Source organism: Candidatus Marivariicella sp. (assembly GCF_983056325.1).
On record NZ_CEZOWA010000002.1, the window covers coordinates 38,248 to 62,685 of the forward strand.

The following is a 24,438-nucleotide window of genomic DNA, read 5'->3' on the forward strand; positions in this document are numbered from 1 at the left end:
TATAGAGCTTTTATTATAATCAGGTAGTATCTTAAAAATACCTCCACCACCATTATTTATGAGGATAATTCTAAAATTAGAATTAATATAATTATTCCAGATACCATTTTTATCATAAAAAAAACTTAAATCTCCTGTAATTAGTAGTATTGGATTTTTACTCATCACAGAATATCCAACAGCAGTAGAAGTGCTTCCGTCTATGCCACTTGTTCCTCTATTACAATATGTAGTATGTTTAAAATTTTCAAAAAGTTGTAAGTATCGAACTGGTGAACTGTTAGCTATTTGAATAATATATTCTTGAGGAATTTTTTGTGATAGTACTGAAAAAACAAGTAAATCAGTAAAGGGAATCTCATTAATATATTTTTCATGATGAATTCTTCTTCTATTTAATATTTCTAACCACGTATTTCTGAAGTTTGATTTTGTTTTGTTAAATATGATTTTTTTAAAGAATAAATCAGGATCTATTTTAATGTGTTTCACCCCACAATAAAAAGTATCTTTTGCACTGTTATTCCCTATATGAAAATGTTTTTTCTGAGAGTATTCTCTGAGAAATTGCTTTATTTTTTTTGAAATAACCATCCCTCCAATAGTTAATATTAAATCAGGTTTAAGTATTTCAAAAACTAATTTCCTATTATTTGAAATTTCAATGGGAGCAATTATTTTATCAATATTCTTAATAAAATGTTCGTGATGTAAATTGGAAGTTGATTCTGTTAAAACAATTATATTATTTGCATTAGCTAAGTTATCAATCGAACCTTTAGAAAGAGTATTTGGGTTTAAGCATCCAATTAAAACCAATATTCTAGTTGATTTTTTAATTGAGGCTTCTATTTCTTCAGTGTCTTCAATTTTTTTTGATAATATTATCTTTTTCTTAGATATTTCAACAGAAGCTTTGGGACTAAATTCAGATAGTGGTTCTTCAAATGGAATATTTACATGAACTGGTTTTTTATTGTAAATAGACCTGGATAAAATCTCATGTAAAAACTTTTCATTAGAATTTTGAATATCTAATTGTAAATTATTCAAATAAGTGTTATCAAAATTATCTTTTATTAATTTTTGTTTGTTGCTATTAAGTATACTTTTAGTTTCATGAATCACATCTTGCTTCAAGGATAGTGAATCTAATATATGATCACCAAAAACATTATTTTGATTTATGGTCTGACCGTCTCCGATATTAATTTTGTACTCAGGACGATCAGCTGAAATAACTATTAAAGGGATGTCGCTGTAAAAAGCTTCAGCAATAGCTGGAGAGTAATTTAGAAGTGCTGATCCGGATGTACATAATAAAATAGTTGGTTTTTTACTTTTTTGAGAAATTCCTAATGCAAAAAAACCAGCAGATCTTTCATCCACTATGCTGAAGCAGTTAAAAAAACTATTTGAAGCATAGCCAAAAGCTAGAGGAATATTTCTTGAGCCGGGTGAAATAACTATATCTGTTATTCCTAGTTTAATACATGTAAGAATTGTTGTTTGTGCAGATGGAATATTTGGAAACATAATTCAAATAACAAATGTAACAAATGAATTAATTTATTTGTTAAAAAATCACTTTTAACATAGTTTGTGATTTTTGAACGATTTCTTCCCATTCGTTTTCAGGTTCACTATCTGATGTGATTCCTCCACCTACAAAAACTTTTACAATATTATTTGAGATATTCATTGATCTAAGATTTACATATAATTCACAATCATAATCATCAATTATACCTAAATATCCTGCATAAAATGATCGATCATGCTTTTCTTTCAAAAAGATATTTGATAATGCTTTGTCTAGAGGAACTCCTGCTGTTGCAGGAGTAGGATGGAGTTTGTTAATTATTTCTCTAGGAGATTTATTTGTGTTTCCAGTTATTATGGTTTTTAAATGTTTTATGTCTCCTGCATTTGATGATTTAGTTTTTTGAAAATTCAAATTATTACAAAGTGGAGTAAGGTTTTTCTTAATCTCTTCTTGAACAATCTTTTGCTCATTCAACTCTTTATGCCCCCAATTTGAATCATTTATTTTTTTTGTACCTGCCAAAGCCATTGTTGAAATTTTTGTTTTATTTATTTCCAATAAGGTTTCAGGACTAGCTCCCATCCAGAAACCTTCACTTGGATGGAAGAATAAATAACAATATGCACTGGGATATAAATTCAAAATATTTTTGTAAACATCGAAAACATTATGGGATTCTAATTCAAATTCAAATGATCTAGAATAAACCATTTTAACTAATTCTGATTTTGATATTCTATCTATGATATCCGAAACAGCATCAATGTAATCTTTTTTATGCTTGTTTAAATTCGTTTCTTTTTTATTGGATTTAACATATTCATGTGTTTTTAACTTTAATATTTTTGTAGATATTACAGTATCTGGTGGAATCAAATAGCTTCCTTTTTCGGTGTTAAATGATGAAATTATAAATCCAGAGCCTCTAGGGTTTTTAATTTTTGGAATATCTGTTGTTTTAGATGAATAACAGGTAGCTATATTTTTATTTGGAGGTCTGAACGAACAGAAGGGTAGACAGTTTTTAAAATAAAAATTTAATTTTTCGAAATATAATTTATTTGAGATCATAAAAATAAGATATCTACTTTTTAGCTATATATATAGAAGTAGCACCAAGCATTAATTTTTTTACTCTTATATTTTTATATCCACATTTTTTCAAAATTGATATAAATTCTTTTCCGTAAGGAAAATTTTCAGCTGACTTTTGAAGGTATTTATATGCTAACTTATCTTTTGAGAATATTGATCCAAGTAATGGAATAAATTTTCTGCTGAATAAAAAGTAAAAATACTTTATGACTGGATTTTCAGGAACGGATGTTTCTAAAATTATTAGCTCACCGTTTTTTTTAAGTACTCTATTACTTTCTAAAAGACCTTTTTCTAAGTTTTCAAAATTTCTAACTCCAAAACCAATCGTGATTAAATCAAAAAACTCGTTATCATAACTAAGTTTTTCAGCATCTCCTGACTCTAAGATAATTTGTTTTGATAAATTATTATTTTTAATCTTTTCTCTTCCAACATTTAACATTTTTTGAGATAAATCAACTCCAATTATTTCTGAATCAATAATTTTTGTAAGTTCAATTGCAATATCAGCTGTACCAGTTGCTATATCTAAAATCTTTTTTGGATTATTTTTTTTAGCAATTGATACTATCAATCTTCTCCATCTCACATCTCTTCCAAAAGTAATAAGTCGGTTTAAAAAGTCATATTCAAATGAAATTGAATCAAACATTTTTTCAATTTGAACTTTTTTTGAGCTATTTAATAAATTATTGGGTTTAGTCATATTTATTCTACGGTAACAGATTTAGCAAGATTTCTTGGTTGGTCGACGTTACAGCCTCTTAAAACTGCAATATGGTACGATAAAAGTTGAAGAGGAATAATGCTAAATAAAGGAGTGAAATACACAGAAGATTCTGGAATTTCAATTGTATAATCAGCTATTTTTTTTACAATAGTGTCACTCTTGGAAATTATGGCTATTATTTTACCTTTTCGTGATTTTATTTCCAGAATATTACTAATTATTTTGTCGTAATTACCCTTTTTTGTTGCAACTACAATTACAGGCATATTTTCATCGATTAATGCAATAGGTCCGTGTTTCATTTCAGCAGCCGGATATCCCTCAGCATGAACATATGAAATTTCTTTTAACTTTAGCGCCCCTTCTAGAGCAACTGGAAAGTTAAAACCTCTTCCTAGAAAAAGACAATTAGAGCAGTTGTATATTTTCTTTGCAATTTCAAAAGCAGATAAATTGTCATTTAAGAATTCTTTTATTTTTTCGGGAACACATTCTAATTCAAGATATAATGCTCTTAACTCTGAATCAGAAATTGTACCTCTTATTTCAGCCATCTTTAAAGCCAATAAAATAAGAGTAGTAATTTGCGTAGTAAATGCTTTAGTTGATGCAACACCAATTTCTGGTCCTGCAGGGGTATACATCCCACTATGTGTTTCTCTGGAGACACTACTTCCAACTACGTTACAAATACCATAAATAAAAGCACCATTTTTTTTTGCAGTTTTAATTGCAGCTAAAGTATCTGCAGTTTCTCCAGATTGAGAAATTGGAATCACAATATCATCTGAATTAATAATGGGATTACGATATCTAAACTCCGATGCATATTCAACTTCTACTGGTAGTCGAGCAATCGTTTCGATTAAATACTCTCCAACTAAACCTGCATGCCATGAGGTCCCACATGCTACTATAATAATTCTTTTTGCTTTTGAAAATTTTGTTTTGTGTTCATTCAAGCTTCCAATTTGGATTTTTCCTTCACTAGTCAATAATCTTCCTCGTAGCGCATTATTAATAGCATGAGGTTGTTCATAAATTTCTTTTAACATAAAGTGGTCATATCCTCCTTTTTGAATAGTTTCTAAATTCCACTTTAATTCGTTTATATACGGATCTACAATCTGATCATTATTAATATTAATAATTTTTATAGGTTTATCTCTCTTAAGAATAGCCATTTCGTAATCTTTTAAATAGATTACATTTCGTGTGAACTCTATGAAAGGTGTTGCGTCAGAACCAACAAAAAATTCTTCAACTCCTACACCGATTGCTAATGGACTTCCTAATCTAGCAGAAATAATTTCATTTGGATTTTTACTATCAAAAACAACAACCCCGTATGCCCCAACTACTTGATTTAGAGCTATTTTTACAGCTTCTTCAAGTTTTACTTTTTCTTGTTTTTGTATATCCTCAATTAGATTAACTAAAACTTCAGAATCAGTATCTGAATAAAATTTATAACCACGTTTAACCAACTCTATTTTTAATATATCATAATTTTCAATAATACCATTATGAACCAGTGTTAGTTCATTCGAGTTTGATTTATGGGGATGAGCATTAATATTGTTGGGTTCTCCGTGAGTTGCCCATCTGGTGTGACCCATTCCAATTGTTGGTTCTATATCTTGTTTTTTTTGAAGCTCCTTTTTGAGTTTAGAAACTTTTCCAGCTACCTTTATAGTGTTATTTGTTTTTCCATTACTAATAAATAATCCAGCACTATCGTAACCCCTATATTCAAGGCGTTGGAGTCCTTCAATAATTATAGGTATCGGATTTTTTAATCCTATGTAAGCGACTATCCCACACATTCTAGTAGCGTTTTACTAATTGTATTTGTTCAGTTCTAAATCCAATTTTATGATAGAATATCTCATTTTTCAAATCAGAGTTTAACATAGTCTTGTATACTCCTTTTGATTTGGCTAATTTAACCAGATGTTCTAACAATAATTTTCCAAAACCCTTTTTTTTGTATGATGGCATAACTGCAACATCTTCAATTAGTCCTACTTTTCTATTAATTTTTTTTATAATGTGCAAAGTTGCAGTACCAATTATGGTACCCTCAAATTCTCCAACAAAAGTTAAAATATTTATATCATCAAAATACTCATCATTTGTTGTAACAAAAGTGGGAGAACCAAAAGCGTCTTTAAGAATAAATAAAATATCAGCAATATCATTTTTTACTGCAGGACGAATTTTTATAATCATTATAATTTGATTTTATTTTTTCTTAATTCAAAGTTTTTGCCTAAATAAACTTTTCTTACCATTTCATCTTTAGCTAGCTCTTCGGGCGTTCCCTCTTTCATTATATTTCCCTCAAACATTAAATATGTTTTATCTGTAATAGCAAGGGTCTCTTGGACGTTATGATCAGTTATTAATATTCCTATATTTTTATCCCTTAAATGAGCTATAATTCTTTGGATATCTTCAACGGCAATAGGGTCAACACCTGCAAATGGTTCATCTAATAAAACAAATTTAGGATCAGTTGCTAGAGCTCTTGCAATTTCAGTTCTTCTTCTTTCTCCACCAGATAGAAGATCACCTCTATTTTTTCTTATTTGTGTTAATCCAAACTCTTCCAGAAGAGATTCTGTTTTTTCAATTTGCGCATTTTTACTGAGGTTAGTCATTTGCAAAACACTTAAAATGTTATTTTCTACACTAAGCTTTCTAAAAACAGAAGCTTCTTGAGCAAGATATCCAATTCCATTTTGGGCTCTTTTGTACATTGGAAATCTTGTAATTTCTTCATTATTTAAATAAATACTTCCTTTGTTTGGTTTAACAAGGCCAACTATCATATAAAAGGAAGTTGTTTTACCTGCTCCGTTGGGTCCAAGAAGACCGACAATTTCTCCTTGATTAACTTTTAATGAAATTCCCTTTACAACTTTTTTACCTCGATAAGATTTTTCTATTTTGTCAGCTCTTAATTCCATTCAATTATATTTTATTTAGCTCTTGTTTTTTGTATACAAATCTTGATATTATTATACTTACTTCATATAATATGAATAGTGGAATACAAACTATAATTTGACTTGCTATATCTGGAGGCGTAATAACGGCTGATAAACTCAACAAAATAACTAATGCATATTTTCTATTTTTCTTCAAAAACGTAGGACTAACAATTCCAATTTTTGTAAAAAAATAAATTATAATTGGAAGTTCAAAAATTAATCCTGAAGACAAAACAGATGCTCGCAATAAACCAATATAGCTTGCCAAATCAAAATCATTGAAAACTTCACTGCTTACGGTATAGTTTCCAAGGAAATTTATTGATAGTGGTGTAATAATGTAATAACCAAAAAGTACTCCAATAAAAAATAGGGCAGAAGCAACGAAAATAAAACCTCTAGCATTATTTCTTTCATTCTGATTGAGACCAGGGCTTATAAATTTCCATATTTCATAAAGTACATAGGGAAAAGAAATAATAAAGCCAGCTAAAATTGAGGTCCATAAATGAGCAGAAAACTGTCCAGCCATTGTTCTGCTTTGAATTCTAAAAGGCATTTCTTGAATACAAAAACTATTTCCTTGACCAATTAATTGACTTATGTCGCAAAACCATCTGTATGTTATAAAATCAGTACTTTTTGGGCCAAATAATAGAGTGTTAAATATAAAATCTTTAAACATAAAAGCGATAATTCCAAAGATTAGAATTGATAATGCAGAACGGATAAGATGCCATCGTAACTCTTCTAGATGATCTAAAAATGACATTTGATTAGGATCCTTCATTGACCAATTCCTTCTTTTATAAAATCTAAAATATTAACAACACCAATTAACTTCGTCTCTTTAATAACAATTAGATGATTAATCTTGTTTTTATTCATTAATTTAATAGAATCAGTGGCTAAAACATTGTGCTGAACACAAATAGGGCTTTTAGTCATGATATCTGACGCTAATAAATTACTAATATTATCATATGTTTCTAGCATTCTTCTAATATCACCGTCGGTAATGATACCTATAATATTATTATCTTTCGTTACCGCAGTTGCGCCCAGCCTTTTTGATGTTATTTCATTTATTACTTTTTTTACTGGATCATTTGTATTGACAATTGGAGGAGAATCTGATTGGATTAAGTCTCTAGTAGTTTGAAACAACATTTTACCTAAACTGCCTCCTGGATGATATTTTGCAAAATCTTTCGCGTCAAATTTATTTAGTTCTAATAGGCACATGGATAAAGCATCTCCCATTGCTAGCTGGACACTTGTGCTTGTCGTTGGTGCAAGATTATTTGGACAAGCTTCTTTTTTTATAGGTGTGATGAGATTTAAATCTGCATTTTGAGCTAAAAAAGATTCTGGAACTGAAGTCATCCCAATTAAAAGATTTTTTTCTTGTTTTAGAAATGGAACTAAGGCTTTAATTTCAGGAGAGTTTCCGCTTTTAGAAATGCAAATTACAGCATCATTTTTTTGGATTATTCCTAAATCTCCATGAATTGCGTCAGCAGCATGCATGAATATAGATGGAGTTCCAGTTGAATTTAAAGTAGCTACAATTTTCATTCCAATAACTCCACTTTTTCCAATACCAGTGATTACTATTCTTCCTTTGGTTTTATTTAAGCATTCAATAATTTCACAAAAATTATCATCTATACTTATGATTAGATTTTGAATAGCCTCGGCTTCGAGTCTAAGAGTAATTTTACCTCTTTCAATGATTTTTTCTTTTGATGTCAAATTGAATTTATTTTTAAATTTTTGAAAAGAAAATTGTATATTTAATAATAATGCAAATGTAGCTATTTTATGATAAAGCATCGTTCTAGATGAAAGGAGAAGAGTTAGAGAAAAAGTTAAAATTATATTTTGGGTTTTCACAATTTAAAGGTTTGCAAAAGTCTGTAATTCAAAATCTCCTTGATGAAAAAGATTCTTTTGTAATTATGCCTACTGGGGGAGGTAAATCTTTATGCTATCAATTACCCGCACTTATTAGGCCAGGAACAGCAATTGTAATCTCTCCTCTGATTGCTTTAATGAAAAATCAGGTTGATTCTATAAGAGGAGTTTCCTCAAATGATAGTATTGCTCATGTTTTGAATTCATCCTTGAGTAAAAATGCAATTGAAACAGTAAAAAGTGATATTAAAAATGGTCACACCAAATTACTTTATGTTGCTCCGGAATCATTAACTAAAGAAAATACAGTATCCTTTTTAAAACAAATTCAAATTTCATTCTTTGCCATTGATGAAGCTCACTGTATATCAGAATGGGGTCATGATTTCCGTCCTGACTACAGAAATTTAAGTAGTATTATTAATAAAATAAAAAATAATTCTACAATAATTGCTTTAACAGCAACTGCAACCCCAAAAGTTCAAGAAGATATAATGAAGAATTTAAAGATTAAAGGGGCTAAGGTTTTTAAAGCATCTTTTAATAGACCTAACCTTTTTTATGAAGTTAGATCAAAAACTGATAATGTAGATATTGACATAATTAGATTTATAAAAAATAATAATGGAAAATCTGGAATTATATACTGCTTATCAAGAAAAAGGGTTGAGCAGTTATCTCAGGTATTGCAAGTAAATAAAATCAATGCTCTCCCGTATCATGCAGGTTTAGATTCTAAAACAAGAATAATAAATCAGGATAAATTTATTAATGAAGATTGTGATATAATTGTGGCAACAATTGCTTTTGGAATGGGGATTGACAAACCAGACGTTAGATTTGTAATTCACAATGACATACCTAAAAGTCTTGAAAGCTATTATCAAGAGACAGGGAGAGCTGGAAGAGATGGGGGAGAAGGGCACTGTTTAGCATTTTACGCATACAAGGATATTGAAAAACTTGAAAAATTTATGTCAGGAAAACCTCTTGCAGAACAAGAAATAGGTTATGCCTTACTAAATGAAATGGCTTCATATGCGGAAACTTCAATTTCTAGAAGGCAATTTATCCTTCATTACTTCGGGGAAGATTTTGATCCGTTGAATGGAGACGGAGCTGAAAATGACGATAACTCCAGAAATCCAAAACCCAAAAAAGAAGCTAAAAAAGAGTTATTAATTTTAATTAATATTGTTCGAGATACAAAAGAAAAATACAAGTCTAAGGAATTGGTAAAAGTTTTGTCGGGTAAGTCAAATGCATTAATAGTTTCGCATAAAACCCATCAAAAGGCATTTTTTGGAAATGGAAATTATAAGGATGAAAGTTTTTGGATAGCCTTAATTCGACAAGCTATAATTTCAGGGTTTTTAATAAAAGATATCGAAACATACGGAGTATTAAAAATCTCCAATAAAGGACGCATATACTTGTCATCTCCTCAAAATTATATGATGACTTTGGATCACGACTATAGTTCGGTTAAATCGATTAAATCAACTAACGCTAGTGATCAAAACCTTGTTAAAATTTTAAAACACTTAAGAAAAAAAATTGCAAACGAGAATAATATTCCTCCATACGTTATATTTCAAGAAAACTCAATAGAAGAAATGGCTTTAAAGTTCCCCTTTGAGCTACCTGAGCTAATTAATATTACAGGAGTTGGAGAAGGTAAAGCAAAGCGCTATGGTGCTCCTTTTTTAAAATTAATAAATGATTACGTAAGTGAAAATGATATAACGAGACCAGATGATTTAATTTTTAAAAGTACAGGTTCTAACTCTACTATAAAGCTCTATTTGATTCAAAATATAGATCGTAAGCTACCTCTAGATGATATAGCTTCTGCCAAAAGAATGTCTATGGATCAATTAATTATTGAAATGGAAACAATTGTAAATTCTGGAACCAAGCTTAATATTAATTATTGGATAGATGAAATTTTAGATGAAGATTCTCAGGAGGAACGATACGAGTATTTTATTGAAGCTGACTCAGATAATATTCAAAAAGCTTTAAATTATTTTGAAGATGATTATGAAGAAGATGAAATTAAACTTTATAGAATTAAATTTTTGTCTGAAGTAGCAAATTAGTTATCAATTAGGTTTTTATTAGTAATCCAATACTTATATTTGAATTTTTAAAAAAATAATAATATGAAAGACGGTTTATATGCAAAATTTAATACCTCAAGGGGTTCTATTGTTGTCAATCTGACTTATTTATTAACCCCAGGAACTGTTGGTAATTTTGTTGGTTTGATTGAGGGCAAGATTAAAAATGACTTCAAAAAAAATGGTGAATCATACTATGACGGTCTCAAATTCCATAGGGTAATTCCTGACTTCATGATTCAATGTGGATGTCCTATGGGAACTGGTGTTGGTGGTCCAGGATATCAATTTGCTGATGAATTTGTAGATGACTTGAAACATGATGTACCGGGTATTTTGTCTATGGCAAATGCAGGTCCTGGAACAAATGGAAGTCAATTTTTCATAACCCATATACCTACAGGTTGGCTTGACGGTAAACATACTGTTTTCGGTAATGTTGTTGAAGGTCAGGAGATAGTTAACCAGATTAAACAGGGTGATATTTTAAATAATATTGATATTATAAGAATTGGAGATGATGCCGAAAAATGGAATGCTTCAATGGCATTCGAAAATTTTTCAAATAAAAAAGATGAATTTAATAAATTGGAAAATGAATCTTCAAAAGATAAACTTGGAGATCATATATCTGGGATGGAAGTTACTTCTTCAGGTCTTTATTATAAAATCACAAAAGAGGGTAATGATAATAGACCTAAAAAAGGAGATAGTGTATCTGTTCATTATAAAGGGATGTTATTAGACGGTACCGTATTTGATTCCTCTTACGATAGAAATCAACCTATTGATTTCTCTATTGGTGTTGGACAAGTAATTCCAGGTTGGGATGAAGGAATTAGCATGATTACTGAAGGTTCTTATGCTAAATTTGTAATTCCAAGTAATTTAGCATATGGAAGTCAAGGAGCTGGAGGAGTAATTCCTCCAGATGCTACTCTTATCTTTGAAGTTGAGTTAATTAAAATATCATAGTTTGAGTGAGTTAATTGAGTTTGAAGACTTTGATTCTGTAGATATTAGAATTGGAACTATAACTAGCGTTGTAAATTTTGAAAGTGCAAAAAAACCAGCGTATCAAATAGTTATTGACTTTGGTTCATTAGGGAAATTGAGATCGTCGGCTCAAATAACAGAGTTATATAAAACTGATGATCTTGTTGGAAGGCAAATAATAGCTATTGTAAACGTTGGTCATAAACAAATATCAAATTTTATAAGTCAATGCCTTATATTGGGAGTAAGTACTAAAAGCGGGGTATCATTATTGCATACCAATTTTAATTCTCAAAACGGAATCATAGTTACTTAGATACTTAACTATTTAAAATATTCTCAACTATAAAATCTCCAACTTCTGAAGTTTTGTATGATTTTTCACCATTTGATAGATCTTCAGTTACGATTCCTTTATCTAATGATTTGTTTACAATACTTCGGATTAAACTTCCCTCTTCAATCAAATTGAAACTCATTTCAAACATCATTGCTGCTGATAGAATAGTTGCTAGTGGGTTAGCAATATTTTTTCCAGTTGCCTGAGGGTAGGAGCCGTGAATTGGCTCGTATAAAGCATTTCCGTTACCAATAGATGCTGAAGGCATTAGCCCCATAGATCCTGAGATTACAGATGCTTCATCAGTTAACACATCACCAAATAGATTTTCTGTAATTAAAACATCATATGTATTGGGCCATTGAACTAACCTCATAGCTACTGCATCGACTAGTTCATGTGAAACTTTTACCTCAGGATATTCTTTTTCTAGGCTTTGAACAGTTTCTCTCCACAATCTTGAACTTTCCATCACATTTGCTTTGTCTACACTGCATAAACGTTTTGACCTTTTCATAGCCAATTCAAAACCTTTTCTTGCTAGACGAATAATCTCCTCTCTACTGTATGTACAGGTATCAAAGGCAATATTCCCATTATCTTTTCGTCCCTTTTCTCCAAAATAGATACCTCCAGTTAATTCACGTAAAAAAACTAAATCAGTACCTTCTATTCGTTCTTTTTTTAATGGAGATTTATCAATTAATGATGGAAAGGTAAATGTGGGTCTCACATTTGCATATAAGCCTAATTTCTTTCTCATCCTTAAAAGACCTTCTTCAGGTCTAATTTTGGCAGAGGGATCATTGTCAAACTTTGGAAGTCCAATAGCTCCAAAAAGAACTGCATCTGATGATAAACATATATTATGAGTATTTTCAGGATAAGGATCTCCAATAGATTCTATGGCAGCAGCACCTGTAAGTGCTGGATTCCATTTAATTTCATGTTGGAATTTTTGAGCTATGGCATTGGATACTTTTACAGCTTCATTTGTAACTTCTGGACCAACTCCATCTCCAGCTAAAAGAGCAATTTCTAATTTCATTTAATAATTATAAGGTATTTAACATTTTTTCTGTGGCAACTATTGCAGAAACTGTCTGGTCTGAATCAAGTCCACGAGTAATAAATTCTCGATTATTTTGTGTCCTCCATGTTATACTTGTTTCACACAGAGCATCAGAGTTACTTCCTGGTGGAATGTGAACAGCATAATCAATTAGTTTTGGTAAAATAATTTTTTTTCGCTTATAAATCTTTTGAATCGCCTTCATAAAAGCGTCAAATTGTCCATCACCTGACGAGTTTTCCTCTAAAATTTCTCCATCAATCTCTATAGATACTGATGTGGTTGGATTTAAACCTTTAGCATGAGTCAAAACGTAAGATTTAACAGAGACATTTTTTTTTAAATTTTTTGTATTTAATACATCTGAAATAATGTATGGAAGATCATCCGTTGTCACTTTCTGTTTTTTATCTCCCAGTTGAATAATTCGTTCTGTTACTTTTTTTATATCATTTTCATTTAATGTTAAACCGAGTTCTTGAAGGTTTTTAAGAACATTGGCTTTACCAGAAGTTTTTCCTAATGCATATGACCTTTTTCTTCCAAAACGCTCAGGTAGAAGATTATTGTGATATAAATTATTTTTACTATCGCCATCAGCATGAATTCCAGCAGTTTGGGTAAAAACATTGGCTCCAACAATAGGTTTGTTTGCTGGGATTCTGAAGCCAGTGAAAGTCGATACTATTTGGCTAACCTTGTATAAGGACTTTTCTTTAATATTTGTTTTAACATTTGGAACAAAATCGTTTAGAACTGAAATTACACTTGCTAATGAAGCATTTCCGGCCCTTTCACCCATTCCGTTAACAGTAAGATGTAATCCATGTACTCCTGATTTGACTGCCTCTAGAGTATTTGCAACACCTAGATCATAATCATTATGGCCATGAAAGTCAAAATGTTGTTTTGGATATCGTTTAATTATTTTGGATAAGTATTGTTTAGTTTCAGAAGGAGTTAAAATACCAAGTGTGTCCGGTAGCAAAATTCTTTTTAAAGGTTGAGTAACTAAAAAATCTAAAAAATCTAAAACATAATCAAGAGATGTTTTCATACCATTACTCCAGTCTTCAAGATATACATTTGATATAATTCCAATTTTTTTTGCTTCAACTAAATTATTTTCAATATTTTGAAAATGCTGATCGGGTGATAGTTTTAGTTGATGTTTTAGATGGTTTAATGAACCTTTAGTTAATAGATTTTGAACTTTTGCACCAGAATTAATTAACCATTCAAGCGATAGGCCCTTGTCAACAAAAGTAAGAATTTCAACTTTATCCTGAAATCCATTTTCTTTGGACCATTCATTAATTTGCTTCACGGCATCTAACTCTCCTTTTGAGACACGTGCTGAAGCAACTTCAATTCTATCAACCTTTAACTCCTTTAGGAGTAATTTTGATAATGAAAGTTTTTCTGATGGAGAAAAGGAAACACCTGATGTTTGCTCACCATCACGAAGGGTAGTGTCTAATATTTCAATATTTCGAGTCGTATTCAAAGTAAAAATTGAATTTTAAAGTGGAGTATTTTTAGCAAAATTGCTAATTTTTTCTTTAATGTTAATCAGATAATCTATATCGTCATATCCGTTTAACATATTATCTTTTTTATAAGAGTTTATTTCAAAAAATTCAGATTCACCAGATTTAACAATTGTTATATTTTGCTTGTCTAGATTAACTTTAAATTCTGTTTTTGGATTGATTTCAATTTCTTTGAAAATAGTAGCTAATAAATCAGATGAAACCTGAACAGGAAGTACGCCTATATTTAAACAGTTATTTCTAAAAATATCAGCAAAAAAACTTGAAACTACACATCGAAAGCCATAATCGTATATTGCCCAAGCCGCGTGTTCTCTAGATGATCCAGACCCAAAGTTTTTTCCACCTACCAATATTTTACCACTATAAGTATTATTATTTAAAACAAAATCATCTTTGGGTGATTGATCTTGATTGTATCTCCAGTCTCTAAAAAGATTATCACCAAAACCAACTCTTTCCGTAGCTTTTAAAAATCTAGCAGGGATTATTTGGTCTGTATCTACATTTTCGATTTGGAGAGGGACTGCTGTACTAGTAAGTATATTAAATTTTTCGTATCCCATAATTAAAATAAAGTTCTTGGGTCTGTTACTTTTCCTGTAATTGCGGCAGCAGCAGCTACTAATGGGCTAGCTAAAAGTGTTCTTGAGCCTGGCCCTTGACGTCCTTCAAAGTTTCTGTTTGATGTGCTCACAGCATATTTACCAAAGGGAACTTTATCATCATTCATAGCTAGGCAAGCGGAACATCCTGGCTCACGAAGCTCAAATCCAGAATTATTAAGAATATCTAATATACCCTCCTCTTTTATAGAGGCCAAAACTTTATGAGAACCTGGAACTAGCCAAGCAGTAACATTACTTGCTTTTTTCTTTCCTTTTACTATTTGAGCAAATGCTCTAAAGTCTTCAATTCTTCCATTAGTGCAGCTTCCAAGAAAAACAAAATCTACCGGTTTACCGATCATGTTATCTCCTTCTTTGTAACCCATATAGTCTAATGACTTTCTATAAGTAGTTTGACCCCCTTTAATTGAGTTAGCCATGGGAATACCTTTTGTTATTGACATACCCATGCCTGGGTTTGTACCGTATGTAATCATCGGTTCAATTTCACCTGCGTCGAAATAATATTCTTTATCAAAAACAGAGTCTTCATCAGAGTAAAGAGTTTGCCAATAATCCATTGCATTTTCCCATGATTTATTTTTTGGAGTAAATTCACGATTTTTTATGTAATGAAATGTTTTTTCATCAGGAGCAATCATTCCCCCTCTTGCTCCCATTTCAATACTTAAATTACAAACAGTCATTCTTCCCTCCATAGACATCTTTGTAAAAACGCTTCCAGAATATTCTACAAAAAAACCAGTTGCTCCTGATGTTGTTAGTTTTGCAATAATAAAAAGAGCTATATCTTTAGGAGTTACAGCCTTACCTAAATCCCCTTTTATATTAATTCTCATTTTTTTTGGTTTCAGTTGCATAATACATTGGGTCGAAAGAACCATTTCAACCTCAGATGTGCCAATACCGAAGGCAACTGCTCCAAAAGCTCCGTGTGTTGATGTGTGAGAATCCCCACAGACTATTGTTGCTCCTGGAACTGTTATCCCGTATTCAGGACCAATAACGTGAACAATGCCATTTTTTTCATGTCCCAACCCCCAGAATGGAATACCATGTTTCGAACAGTTTTTTTCTAAGGCCTCTAGTTGATTGGCTGATAATGGATCTTTAATTGGTAAATGTTGATTAGTAGTAGGTGTATTGTGGTCTGCTGTAGCAAATGTTTTACCAGGGTACAAAACTGGTAATCCTCTTTTTTCAAGCCCTAAAAATGCAACAGGGCTTGTGACTTCATGAGTCATGTGTCTGTCAATAAATAGCACATCAGGTCCGTCATCAACATGTTTGACAACATGAGAATCCCAAACTTTATCAAAGAGTGTTTTTGGCATTAATTACAATTTAGATTTTTCAACAATTTCTGGTATATCTTTATCACTGACTTCTTTATTTATGTCAGCAAAAGTAAGAAACGTTTCATAAACCTTATCAAGTTGTTGTTTGTCAAGTTCAATTCCTATAATTTTAGCTCTATATGCTAATGCAGCCCTTCCGGATCTTGCTGTTAATGATATTGTTGATTCATTCACCCCAACATCTTTAGGGTCAATTATTTCGTAAGTTTCTCTATGCTTAATTACACCATCTTGGTGAATCCCAGAGCTGTGAGCAAAGGCATTAGCCCCAACAATTGCTTTATTTGGCTGAACTGGCATTGCCATATTTTCTGATACTAACTGACTAATCCCAAATAACAACTTACTATTTATTGAGGTGTCAATATTTAACTTTGGGTGTTGTCGCATAATCATAACTACCTCCTCTAAAGAAGTGTTACCAGCTCTTTCACCAATCCCATTAATAGTGCATTCAATTTGTCTTGCTCCATTTAATGCACCGGATATTGAATTGGCAGTCGCTAAACCCAGGTCATTGTGGCAATGACAAGAAATTGTAGCTTTTTCAATTCCCTTTACATTTTCTTTTAAATATTTAATTTTATCTCCATATTCGTCAGGGAGACAATAGCCTGTGGTGTCTGGAATATTTAATACCGTTGCTCCAGCTTTTATTACTGCTTCACAAATTTTAGCTAAAAACTCGTTATCTGTTCTACCTGCATCTTCTGCGTAAAATTCTATGTCTTCTACCTTCGATTTTGCATATGATACCGCTTCTGTAGCTCTTAGTATAATTTTTTCTTTGTTAGATTTGAATTTATACTTAATATGCATTGGTGAAGTTCCAATTCCAGTGTGAATTCTGGGTAATTTTGCGAATCTTAGTGCGTCTGCTGCAACATCAATATCTTTTTTCACAGCCCTTGATAATCCACAGACAATAGTGTTTTTAATTAGCTTACTTATTTCCACTACAGATCTGAAATCTCCAGGACTTGAAATTGGAAAACCAGCCTCAATAATGTTTACTCCTAAAGCTTCAAGTTGTTCGGCAATTATTAGTTTGTTCTTAGTGTTAAGTTTACAGCCAGGCACCTGTTCCCCATCACGAAGTGTTGTATCAAAAATATGTACAATATCATTGGCCATTTTATAAATTATTATAAGTACATACGAAAATAAATTTTGTAAGTTTATATTATAATAATTCAATAAAATCATTACAATACTCGAGTATTTTATTTGGAATATAAATTACTCATATACAGCATTTTAAATTTTTTTTCATTACAATGACTAAAGACCAAAAAGAACATTTATTTATTTTAATCAAATCATTAACAAAATCTGAAAAAAGACAGTTCAAGCTCTTTGTTAATAGAATGGGTTCAAATTTTGATTCAAAGTTTTTAAATCTTTTTAATTTATTAGAAAAAAATGATAAATATGACGAAAAGCTAATTTTAAAAAAAGAAATTGTTACTAAACAGCAACTTTCAAATTTAAAGGCCCACTTATATAAACAAATATTAATTAGTTTAAGATTAAATCCAGCCAATAAAAATATTAGACTACAAATAAGAGAGCAATTAGATTTTGCTACTATTTTATATCAAAAAGGTCTTTACAAACAAAGTCTTAAGTTACTTGAAAAGTCAAAAAATTTAGCTTTGGTAAATGAAGAAAAATATACTGCATATGAAATTGTTGAACTCGAAAAAGTAATTGAATCTCAATATATAACTAGAAGTCTTAGTAATAGAACTCACGAATTAGTTTCTCAAGCTGATGATCTTATAAATCAAAATGATATTGCAAGTAAACTTTCAAATCTTTCACTTCAATTATATGAAAAGCTCATTAAGACAGGTTATGCAAAAAGTGATGATGAATTTAGAGATATTACAAAGTTTTTTTACGAAAGACTTCCTAAAGTTGATAAAGATGCCTTAGCTTTTAGGGAAAAGCTCTGGTATCTTAAGGCCCACGTATGGTATAGTTTTTTAATTCAAGATTTTTTATCCAGTTATAAATACTCACTTAAATGGGTTGAAATGTTTGAGAAAAACACCAATATGATATGTATTCACCCTGTTTTTTATTTAAAGGGTAATAATTATTTATTAGAGTCTTTGACATTAATCAAATATCCCATAAAGTTTGTATCCACTCTTGATAAAATGATAAGTCAAACAAAAGATATTGATTTTCCCGATAATGAAAATCTACAAACACTATGTTTTTTATATAAGTACAATAATTTATTCAATCATTTCAACTATCAAGGCCATTTTGATAAAGCTAAAAGTATTGTTCCTGAGGTTTTGATAAGTATTGACAAATACAAAACTCGAATTGACCCTCATCATATTATGATTTTTTATTATAAAATTGCATGTTCATATTTTGGCTTAAACGATTATGAAAATTGTATACTTTATTTAAATCGAATAATATCGAATAAGCATTTGAAAATGCGTGAAGATTTGTTGTGTTTCACTAGAGTATTAAATCTAGTTGCTCATTACGAGGCAGGTTTTGACTATCATTTGGATTCACATCTAAGAGACACTTACAAATTTCTTATCAAAATGAACGATCTTCATGAAGTTCAGAAAGCTATGATTCGTTTTGTCAAAAAACTTGGAGATATTTATCCTCAGGATTTAAAACAAGCCTTTAAAGATTTACATAAAGAGTTGAAAAAATATGAAAAAGATCCTTATGAAAGAAGATCGTTTCTTTATTTAGACATTTTGTCATGGTTGGAGAGTAATATTTACAATAGGCCAATAGGAGAAATTATTAGAGAAAAAGCTGATCAATTTAATCGAAAAGAAAAGAGTTCCAGGGCTCTCTTTTAGGGACAGGAGCTTTTATTCTCACAAGCTTTTTATTCACTGGATGATCAAAATTAATTTCATATGCGTGAAGATCAATACTACCATCTTTATTACTTCTTTTACTTCCATATTTTAAATCTCCTTTGATCGTAAAACCTATTTCTGAAAGTTGAGCTCTAATTTGATGATGTCTTCCTGTTTCTAAATTAATTTCCATAAGTAAATAGTTTTTCAATTCCTTAATTAGATTATATTCAAGTTTTGCTAATTTACTTCCTGTTGTTTTTTTTTGGCGTATGTAAGACTTATTTTGTTTTGAATTTTTAATTATCCAATTTTCTAACTTGCCAGACGTTTTTACTTCAGATTTTTCTGTAATGGCTAGATAAATTTTATTTATTTTTTTTTCTTTAAAAAGTAAGTTTAGTCTTGTTAGCGCTTTTGAAGTTTTTGCAAAAATAACCACCCCACTAGTTGGTCTATCAAGCCGATGAATTAAACCCAAAAAGGCATCACCTGGTTTATTATATTTTTTTTTCAAAAACTCTTTTGTATTTTGAAGAAGAGTTTTATCGCCAGTCTTGTCACCCTGAACAAGAATACCTGATCTCTTGTTAATTATAATCAAATGATTATCTTCAAATAAAACATCTTCTGAATTAAAACTCACTGTTTAATATTGCTCATTCTTGTTGGGGAAGTGTCCAGACTTAACGTCTATTGAGTAGGACTTTACAGCGTCAGAAATCTCTTTATCAAGATTTAGATATCTTCTAAGAAACCTGGGGTTAAACTCTTTTGTCATACCTAGCATATCATGTAAAACTAAAACTTGGCCATCAACATTATTTCCAGCCCCAATACCAATGACTGGAGTAGCAAGATTTTTTGCAACTTTCTCCGCAAGATCTGAAGGAATTTTTTCCAAAACAATACTAAAGCAACCGATTTCTTCAAGTAATTTCGCATCCTCCATTAATTCTTCTGCTTCTTTTTCTTCTTTTGCTCTAACAGTATAAGTGCCAAACTTATATATTGATTGAGGAGTTAACCCCAAATGTCCCATTACTGGAATACCTGCTTGAAGTATTCTTTCAATTGAATCTTTTGCCATTTTTCCTCCCTCTAATTTTACTGCATGCGCTCCGGATTCTTTCATTATTTTTATAGCGGAACGAAGTGCCTCTTTAGAATCTGCTTGATATGTACCAAAAGGAAGGTCTACAACAACTAGAGCTCTTTTGGAACCTCTTACTACTGAAGCTGCATGATAAATCATTTGATCTAAAGTGATTGGAAGAGTTGTTTCATGACCTGCCATAACATTTGATGCAGAATCACCAACTAAAATAATATCTATTCCAGCTCTATCAACAATTCCAGCTAGAGTAAAATCATAAGCTGTTAACATGGCAATTCTTTCACCATTAAGTTTCATTTCCAATAAACTATTGGTTGTTATCCGCGAATATTGTTTTTTTGATATTGACATCTTTATTGTTTATAAGTAAAATTAAGATCTTTTTTATAAAAAGATTGTTTTATCATCCTAAAACCTTTAATAATTGAGTTTTTTAAAATGACAAGATGTCACATAATTTTTATTGGCATAAAGCTTGAATATAATTTGTAAATATTAAAAATCATTAGAAATGAGTAAAATAATAGGAATCGATTTAGGAACAACCAACTCATGTGTATCTGTAATGGAAGGAAATGAGCCAGTTGTAATTCCCAATGCAGAAGGAAAAAGAACAACACCTTCTGTAATTGCTTTTGTAGAAGGTGGTGAAATTAAAGTTGGTGATCCAGCTAAAAGACAGGCAGTTACAAATCCAACAAAAACTATTTCATCAATTAAGCGTTTCATGGGAAATAAATTCTCAGATTCTAAAAATGATTTAAGTACTACAGCTTACAAAGTTGTGAAAGGAGATAATGATACTCCTAGAGTAGACATTGATGGAAGACTATACACTCCGCAAGAGCTTTCCGCAATGACCTTGCAGAAAATGAAAAAAACAGCTGAGGATTATTTGGGTCAAAGTGTTTCTGAAGCTGTAATAACAGTTCCTGCTTATTTTAATGATGCTCAAAGGCAAGCAACAAAAGAAGCTGGTGAAATAGCAGGTCTTAAAGTCCAGAGAATAATTAACGAACCAACAGCAGCCGCTTTGGCCTATGGATTAGATAAGGGAGGTTCTGATAGAAAAATTGCAGTTTATGATTTGGGTGGTGGTACATTTGATATTTCAATCTTAGAACTTGGTGATGGAGTCTTTGAAGTATTGTCCACCAATGGAGATACGCATTTAGGTGGTGATGATTTTGACAAAGTAATTATTAACTTTTTAGCTGATGATTTTATGGCTGCTGAGAAAATAGATCTCCGAAAAGATCCTATGGCACTTCAACGTTTGAAAGAAGCAGCTGAAAAAGCAAAAATTGAATTATCATCATCAACTCAAACAGAAATTAATTTACCCTATGTAACAGCTACTGATAGTGGTCCAAAACACTTAGTAACAAGTTTGACCAGGGCTAAATTCCAACAATTATCAGATAAATTAGTAAAACGTTCAATGAGTCCAGTTAAAAAAGCACTTGATGATGCTGGATTATCTAAATCTGATATAGATGAAGTTATCTTAGTTGGAGGATCTACTAGAATTCCTGTTATACAAGAGGAAGTAGAAGGGTTTTTTGGCAAAAAACCTTCAAAGGGTGTAAATCCAGATGAGGTAGTTGCAATTGGTGCCGCTATTCAAGGTGGTGTATTGTCTGGAGATGTAAAAGATGTACTTCTTTTAGATGTCACACCTCTTTCATTAGGTATTGAAACTATGGGAAGTGTAATGACTAAATTAATTGAATCAAACACTACAATTCCAAGTAAAAAATCTCAAGTTTTTTCAACTGCAGCTGATAATCAACCTTCAGTTGAAATTCATGTACTCCAGGGTGAAAGATCCATGGCTTCAGACAATAAGACCATAGGACGTTTTCACTTAGATGGAATTCCTCCGGCTCCCCGTGGAACTCCTCAAATTGAAGTAACATTTGATATTGATGCAAACGGAATAATTAAGGTTAGTGCTCAAGATAAGGCTTCTGGAAAAAGTCAGGATATTAGAATTGAAGCATCTTCAGGTCTAACAGAAGATGAAATTAAAAAAATGAAGCAAGAAGCTGAGGCTAATGCTGAGTCTGATAAAAAAGCAAAAGACAAGGTTGATAAGATGAATAGTGCGGATCAACTAATCTTTCAAACTGAAAAACAGCTTTCTGAATTTGGAGATAAAATTTCAGATGACAAGAAAAAGTTAGTTGAAACTGCTTTGTCCGATCTCAAAAAAGCATATGAAACAAAAGATTTGAAATTAATTGAACCTGAGCTAGATAAACTAAATGAAGCTTGGAAAAATGCATCAGAAGAAATGTATAAGGCTCAAGCTGAGGCAGCTCAAAAAGACGGATCTGGTTCCACAAAAGCTGATCCTAAGTCTAACTCAGATACTGGTGGTGACGATGTTCAAGATGTTGATTTTGAAGAGGTTAAGTAGCATTTAATTTACAGCCTTGCATTTGCAGGGTTGTGTTTTTTATTATGGATAAAGATAACTTGTTAAAAATTTTCAATTCCAACGCAAATACTCTAATGCAAACTTTAGATATTCAGTTTGTAGATTTTGGTGAAGATTTTGTTACTGCAAAGATGCCAGTTACTTCAAAGGTTTATCAACCAGATGGTATTCTCCACGGTGGAGCTACTGTTGCTCTAGCTGAGACTGTAGGGAGTTCAGCTGCCTTTATTTTAAATAAGGATTCTAAGCGAACTGTTCGGGGTATTGAAATTTCTGCTAATCATCTAAAATCTATTTCTAGTGGTTATGTTTATGCAACTGCAAGACCTGTCAATAAGGGTAAAACTATTCAATTGTGGGAAATTAGAGTAACAAACGAACAAAATGATTTAATATCAATATGTAAACTAACAACCTACTCTAGAAAAAAAATTTAATTTCTCCCCAATTTACATACTAAATGCTGCTTTGTCTTTGTATTTGTAAATCTTATTTCCGTAAAAAAAATAACTATCTTGCAAATCGTTTTAAAATATTTGTAAGATGTTTTTAAAGTTTCAAGAGGGCCGATTATTTAAATTTGGATATTATTTATTGGGTTCATTTATAATTATCATTTTTAACTTCATAGGTCAGATTCCACTTCTGATTGCATTTGTAACATCAATTGCATCTAATCCAGAAGGAATTGATGCCTCGTCAGATCCAATAGAATTACTCAATATAATTCCATCTAACCTTAGACTTTTCTTGATGCTTTTTCCTTTTGCTTTCACTTTTATTGGTGTTTGGCTCGTGGTTAGAAAAATTCACGAACAATCAATGAATAGCATAGTTACAAGTAGAAAGAAGTTAGATTTTAATAGAATATTTTATGCTTTTGGACTTTGGTCTTTTATAACCATATGTCTAATAACTTATAGCTATAATTCATCTCCAGAAAATTTTATTTGGAATTTCAAGCCTATTCCTTTTTTGTTCATGTTTATTATAGCGATTGTCCTAATACCCTTTCAAACTAGTCTTGAGGAATACATTTTTAGAGGATATTTAATGCAAGGATTTGGTAATTGGTTCAGAAATAGGTGGGCTCCACTAATACTTACTTCTGTAATATTTGGCTGCCTTCACCTTGCAAATCCTGAAATTGGAAAGCTAGGGTATGGTTTGCTTTTCTATTATATTGGAACAGGATTTTTTCTAGGTATAATGACATTAATGGATGAAGGAGTTGAGTTAGCATTAGGATGGCACGCAGCAAATAATTTAGTAGGAGCTCTTACTGTGACCGCTGATTGGACGGTTTTTCAAACTAATTCAGTACTAAAAGATATTTCAGAACCTAATTTGAATTCTGAGATGTTAATTAGTCTTTTAGTATTTTATCCTATGATTCTATTTATTTTTTCAAAAAAATATAAATGGAAAAATGTAATTCACCAATTAACATCAAAGTTTTAGTTAAATTATTTTTAAAATATTCTACAAATGAGTTTAAATAAAAATAAAATTTTCGGATACGCAGCTTTAATTTTAATGATTCTAGGAAGCACTCTTATCCTATTAGGAGTATTTATGTACAAAGAATATACAATTGGATTTACAGTAATGGGTTTGGGTTTTAATGCGATCGCATGGACGTTTAATGCTTTAAGAGGGAGAGTTTAG

23 protein-coding genes are annotated in these 24,438 nt (G+C 31.0%); 8 read left to right on the forward strand and 15 right to left on the reverse strand.

What is annotated here, in order from left to right:
• From menD to AC3ATN_RS00950, 8 genes are all read right to left on the reverse strand, one after another.
• Window positions 1–1,536 (reverse strand): 2-succinyl-5-enolpyruvyl-6-hydroxy-3-cyclohexene-1-carboxylic-acid synthase (gene menD, locus AC3ATN_RS00915; RefSeq protein ID WP_487531317.1); only part of this gene is annotated, 1,536 nt, incomplete at its 3' end.
• A 40-nt stretch (window positions 1,537–1,576) separates the two neighbouring features.
• Window positions 1,577–2,617 (reverse strand): isochorismate synthase, encoded by a 1,041-nt coding sequence (locus AC3ATN_RS00920; RefSeq protein ID WP_487531318.1) that lies wholly within the window; start codon window positions 2,615–2,617, stop codon window positions 1,577–1,579.
• 13 nt (window positions 2,618–2,630) lie between these two features.
• Window positions 2,631–3,350, reverse strand: a complete 720-nt coding sequence (gene ubiE, locus AC3ATN_RS00925; RefSeq protein ID WP_487531319.1) for a bifunctional demethylmenaquinone methyltransferase/2-methoxy-6-polyprenyl-1,4-benzoquinol methylase UbiE — start codon at window positions 3,348–3,350, stop codon at window positions 2,631–2,633.
• 2 nt (window positions 3,351–3,352) lie between these two features.
• Entirely contained in the window at window positions 3,353–5,200 is a 1,848-nt protein-coding gene (gene glmS, locus AC3ATN_RS00930) for a glutamine--fructose-6-phosphate transaminase (isomerizing) (protein WP_487531320.1), read from the reverse strand.
• Window position 5,201: 1 nt separating this feature from the next.
• Entirely contained in the window at window positions 5,202–5,606 is a 405-nt protein-coding gene (locus AC3ATN_RS00935) for a GNAT family N-acetyltransferase (RefSeq protein ID WP_487531321.1), read from the reverse strand.
• Window positions 5,606–6,346 carry an LPS export ABC transporter ATP-binding protein gene (gene lptB / locus AC3ATN_RS00940; protein WP_487531322.1) on the reverse strand — a complete coding sequence of 247 codons (741 nt, stop codon included), beginning with the start codon at window positions 6,344–6,346 and terminating at the stop codon, window positions 5,606–5,608. Before lptB ends, AC3ATN_RS00935 begins: the two co-directional genes overlap by 1 nt.
• 4 nt (window positions 6,347–6,350) lie before the next feature.
• Complete coding sequence (tatC, locus tag AC3ATN_RS00945) at window positions 6,351–7,160, reverse strand: twin-arginine translocase subunit TatC (protein WP_487531323.1); 810 nt, start codon at window positions 7,158–7,160, stop codon at window positions 6,351–6,353.
• Window positions 7,157–8,266 carry a KpsF/GutQ family sugar-phosphate isomerase gene (locus AC3ATN_RS00950; RefSeq protein ID WP_487531325.1) on the reverse strand — a complete coding sequence of 370 codons (1,110 nt, stop codon included), beginning with the start codon at window positions 8,264–8,266 and terminating at the stop codon, window positions 7,157–7,159. Before AC3ATN_RS00950 ends, tatC begins: the two co-directional genes overlap by 4 nt.
• Between AC3ATN_RS00950 and AC3ATN_RS00955 the strand changes: the two genes are divergently transcribed.
• The 3 genes from AC3ATN_RS00955 to AC3ATN_RS00965 all read left to right on the forward strand — a co-directional run bounded on the left by AC3ATN_RS00955 (window position 8,215) and on the right by AC3ATN_RS00965 (window position 11,722).
• Entirely contained in the window at window positions 8,215–10,389 is a 2,175-nt protein-coding gene (locus AC3ATN_RS00955; protein ID WP_487531326.1) for a RecQ family ATP-dependent DNA helicase, read from the forward strand. The genes AC3ATN_RS00950 and AC3ATN_RS00955 overlap by 52 nt on opposite strands.
• A 63-nt stretch (window positions 10,390–10,452) precedes the next feature.
• Window positions 10,453–11,385 (forward strand): peptidylprolyl isomerase, encoded by a 933-nt coding sequence (locus AC3ATN_RS00960; protein ID WP_487531327.1) that lies wholly within the window; start codon window positions 10,453–10,455, stop codon window positions 11,383–11,385.
• A 1-nt stretch (window position 11,386) separates the two neighbouring features.
• Window positions 11,387–11,722: a tRNA-binding protein gene (locus AC3ATN_RS00965; RefSeq protein ID WP_487531328.1), complete on the forward strand. Its 336-nt coding sequence runs from the start codon at window positions 11,387–11,389 to the stop codon at window positions 11,720–11,722.
• A 4-nt stretch (window positions 11,723–11,726) separates the two neighbouring features.
• On the opposite strand, the gene leuB is transcribed toward AC3ATN_RS00965, so the two are convergent.
• The 5 genes from leuB to AC3ATN_RS00990 are packed head-to-tail and all read right to left on the reverse strand — an operon-like array spanning window position 11,727 to window position 17,492.
• Window positions 11,727–12,794: a 3-isopropylmalate dehydrogenase gene (gene leuB / locus AC3ATN_RS00970; RefSeq protein WP_487531329.1), complete on the reverse strand. Its 1,068-nt coding sequence runs from the start codon at window positions 12,792–12,794 to the stop codon at window positions 11,727–11,729.
• Window positions 12,795–12,801: 7 nt separating this feature from the next.
• Window positions 12,802–14,325 (reverse strand): alpha-isopropylmalate synthase regulatory domain-containing protein, encoded by a 1,524-nt coding sequence (locus AC3ATN_RS00975; RefSeq protein WP_487531330.1) that lies wholly within the window; start codon window positions 14,323–14,325, stop codon window positions 12,802–12,804.
• A 15-nt stretch (window positions 14,326–14,340) separates the two neighbouring features.
• Window positions 14,341–14,937 (reverse strand): 3-isopropylmalate dehydratase small subunit, encoded by a 597-nt coding sequence (gene leuD / locus AC3ATN_RS00980; RefSeq protein WP_487531331.1) that lies wholly within the window; start codon window positions 14,935–14,937, stop codon window positions 14,341–14,343.
• Window positions 14,938–14,939: 2 nt separating this feature from the next.
• Window positions 14,940–16,334 carry a 3-isopropylmalate dehydratase large subunit gene (gene leuC, locus AC3ATN_RS00985; protein WP_487531332.1) on the reverse strand — a complete coding sequence of 465 codons (1,395 nt, stop codon included), beginning with the start codon at window positions 16,332–16,334 and terminating at the stop codon, window positions 14,940–14,942.
• A gap of 3 nt (window positions 16,335–16,337) precedes the next feature.
• Complete coding sequence (locus tag AC3ATN_RS00990) at window positions 16,338–17,492, reverse strand: 2-isopropylmalate synthase (RefSeq protein ID WP_487531333.1); 1,155 nt, start codon at window positions 17,490–17,492, stop codon at window positions 16,338–16,340.
• Window positions 17,493–17,635: 143 nt separating this feature from the next.
• On the opposite strand from AC3ATN_RS00990, the gene AC3ATN_RS00995 reads away from it, so the two are divergent.
• A complete protein-coding gene (locus AC3ATN_RS00995; RefSeq protein WP_487531334.1) occupies window positions 17,636–19,207 on the forward strand; it encodes a hypothetical protein in 1,572 nt (523 codons plus the stop codon).
• Here AC3ATN_RS00995 and AC3ATN_RS01000 read toward each other — a convergent pair.
• The gene (locus AC3ATN_RS01000) at window positions 19,170–19,856 is read right to left on the reverse strand and encodes an RluA family pseudouridine synthase (RefSeq protein ID WP_487531335.1); all 687 of its coding nucleotides are present in this window, start codon (window positions 19,854–19,856) and stop codon (window positions 19,170–19,172) included. The two genes, AC3ATN_RS00995 and AC3ATN_RS01000, sit on opposite strands and share 38 nt — an antisense overlap.
• 3 nt (window positions 19,857–19,859) lie before the next feature.
• Window positions 19,860–20,678 carry a 3-methyl-2-oxobutanoate hydroxymethyltransferase gene (panB, locus tag AC3ATN_RS01005; protein WP_487531336.1) on the reverse strand — a complete coding sequence of 273 codons (819 nt, stop codon included), beginning with the start codon at window positions 20,676–20,678 and terminating at the stop codon, window positions 19,860–19,862.
• Window positions 20,679–20,838: 160 nt separating this feature from the next.
• Between panB and dnaK the strand changes: the two genes are divergently transcribed.
• From dnaK to AC3ATN_RS01025, 4 genes are all read left to right on the forward strand, one after another.
• Window positions 20,839–22,749, forward strand: a complete 1,911-nt coding sequence (gene dnaK / locus AC3ATN_RS01010; protein ID WP_487531337.1) for a molecular chaperone DnaK — start codon at window positions 20,839–20,841, stop codon at window positions 22,747–22,749.
• A gap of 44 nt (window positions 22,750–22,793) precedes the next feature.
• Entirely contained in the window at window positions 22,794–23,207 is a 414-nt protein-coding gene (locus AC3ATN_RS01015; protein WP_487531339.1) for a hotdog fold thioesterase, read from the forward strand.
• 106 nt (window positions 23,208–23,313) lie between these two features.
• Window positions 23,314–24,231 carry a CPBP family intramembrane glutamic endopeptidase gene (locus tag AC3ATN_RS01020; RefSeq protein ID WP_487531340.1) on the forward strand — a complete coding sequence of 306 codons (918 nt, stop codon included), beginning with the start codon at window positions 23,314–23,316 and terminating at the stop codon, window positions 24,229–24,231.
• Between the two features lie 27 nt (window positions 24,232–24,258).
• The gene (locus AC3ATN_RS01025; protein WP_487531341.1) at window positions 24,259–24,438 is read left to right on the forward strand and encodes a CAL67264 family membrane protein; all 180 of its coding nucleotides are present in this window, start codon (window positions 24,259–24,261) and stop codon (window positions 24,436–24,438) included.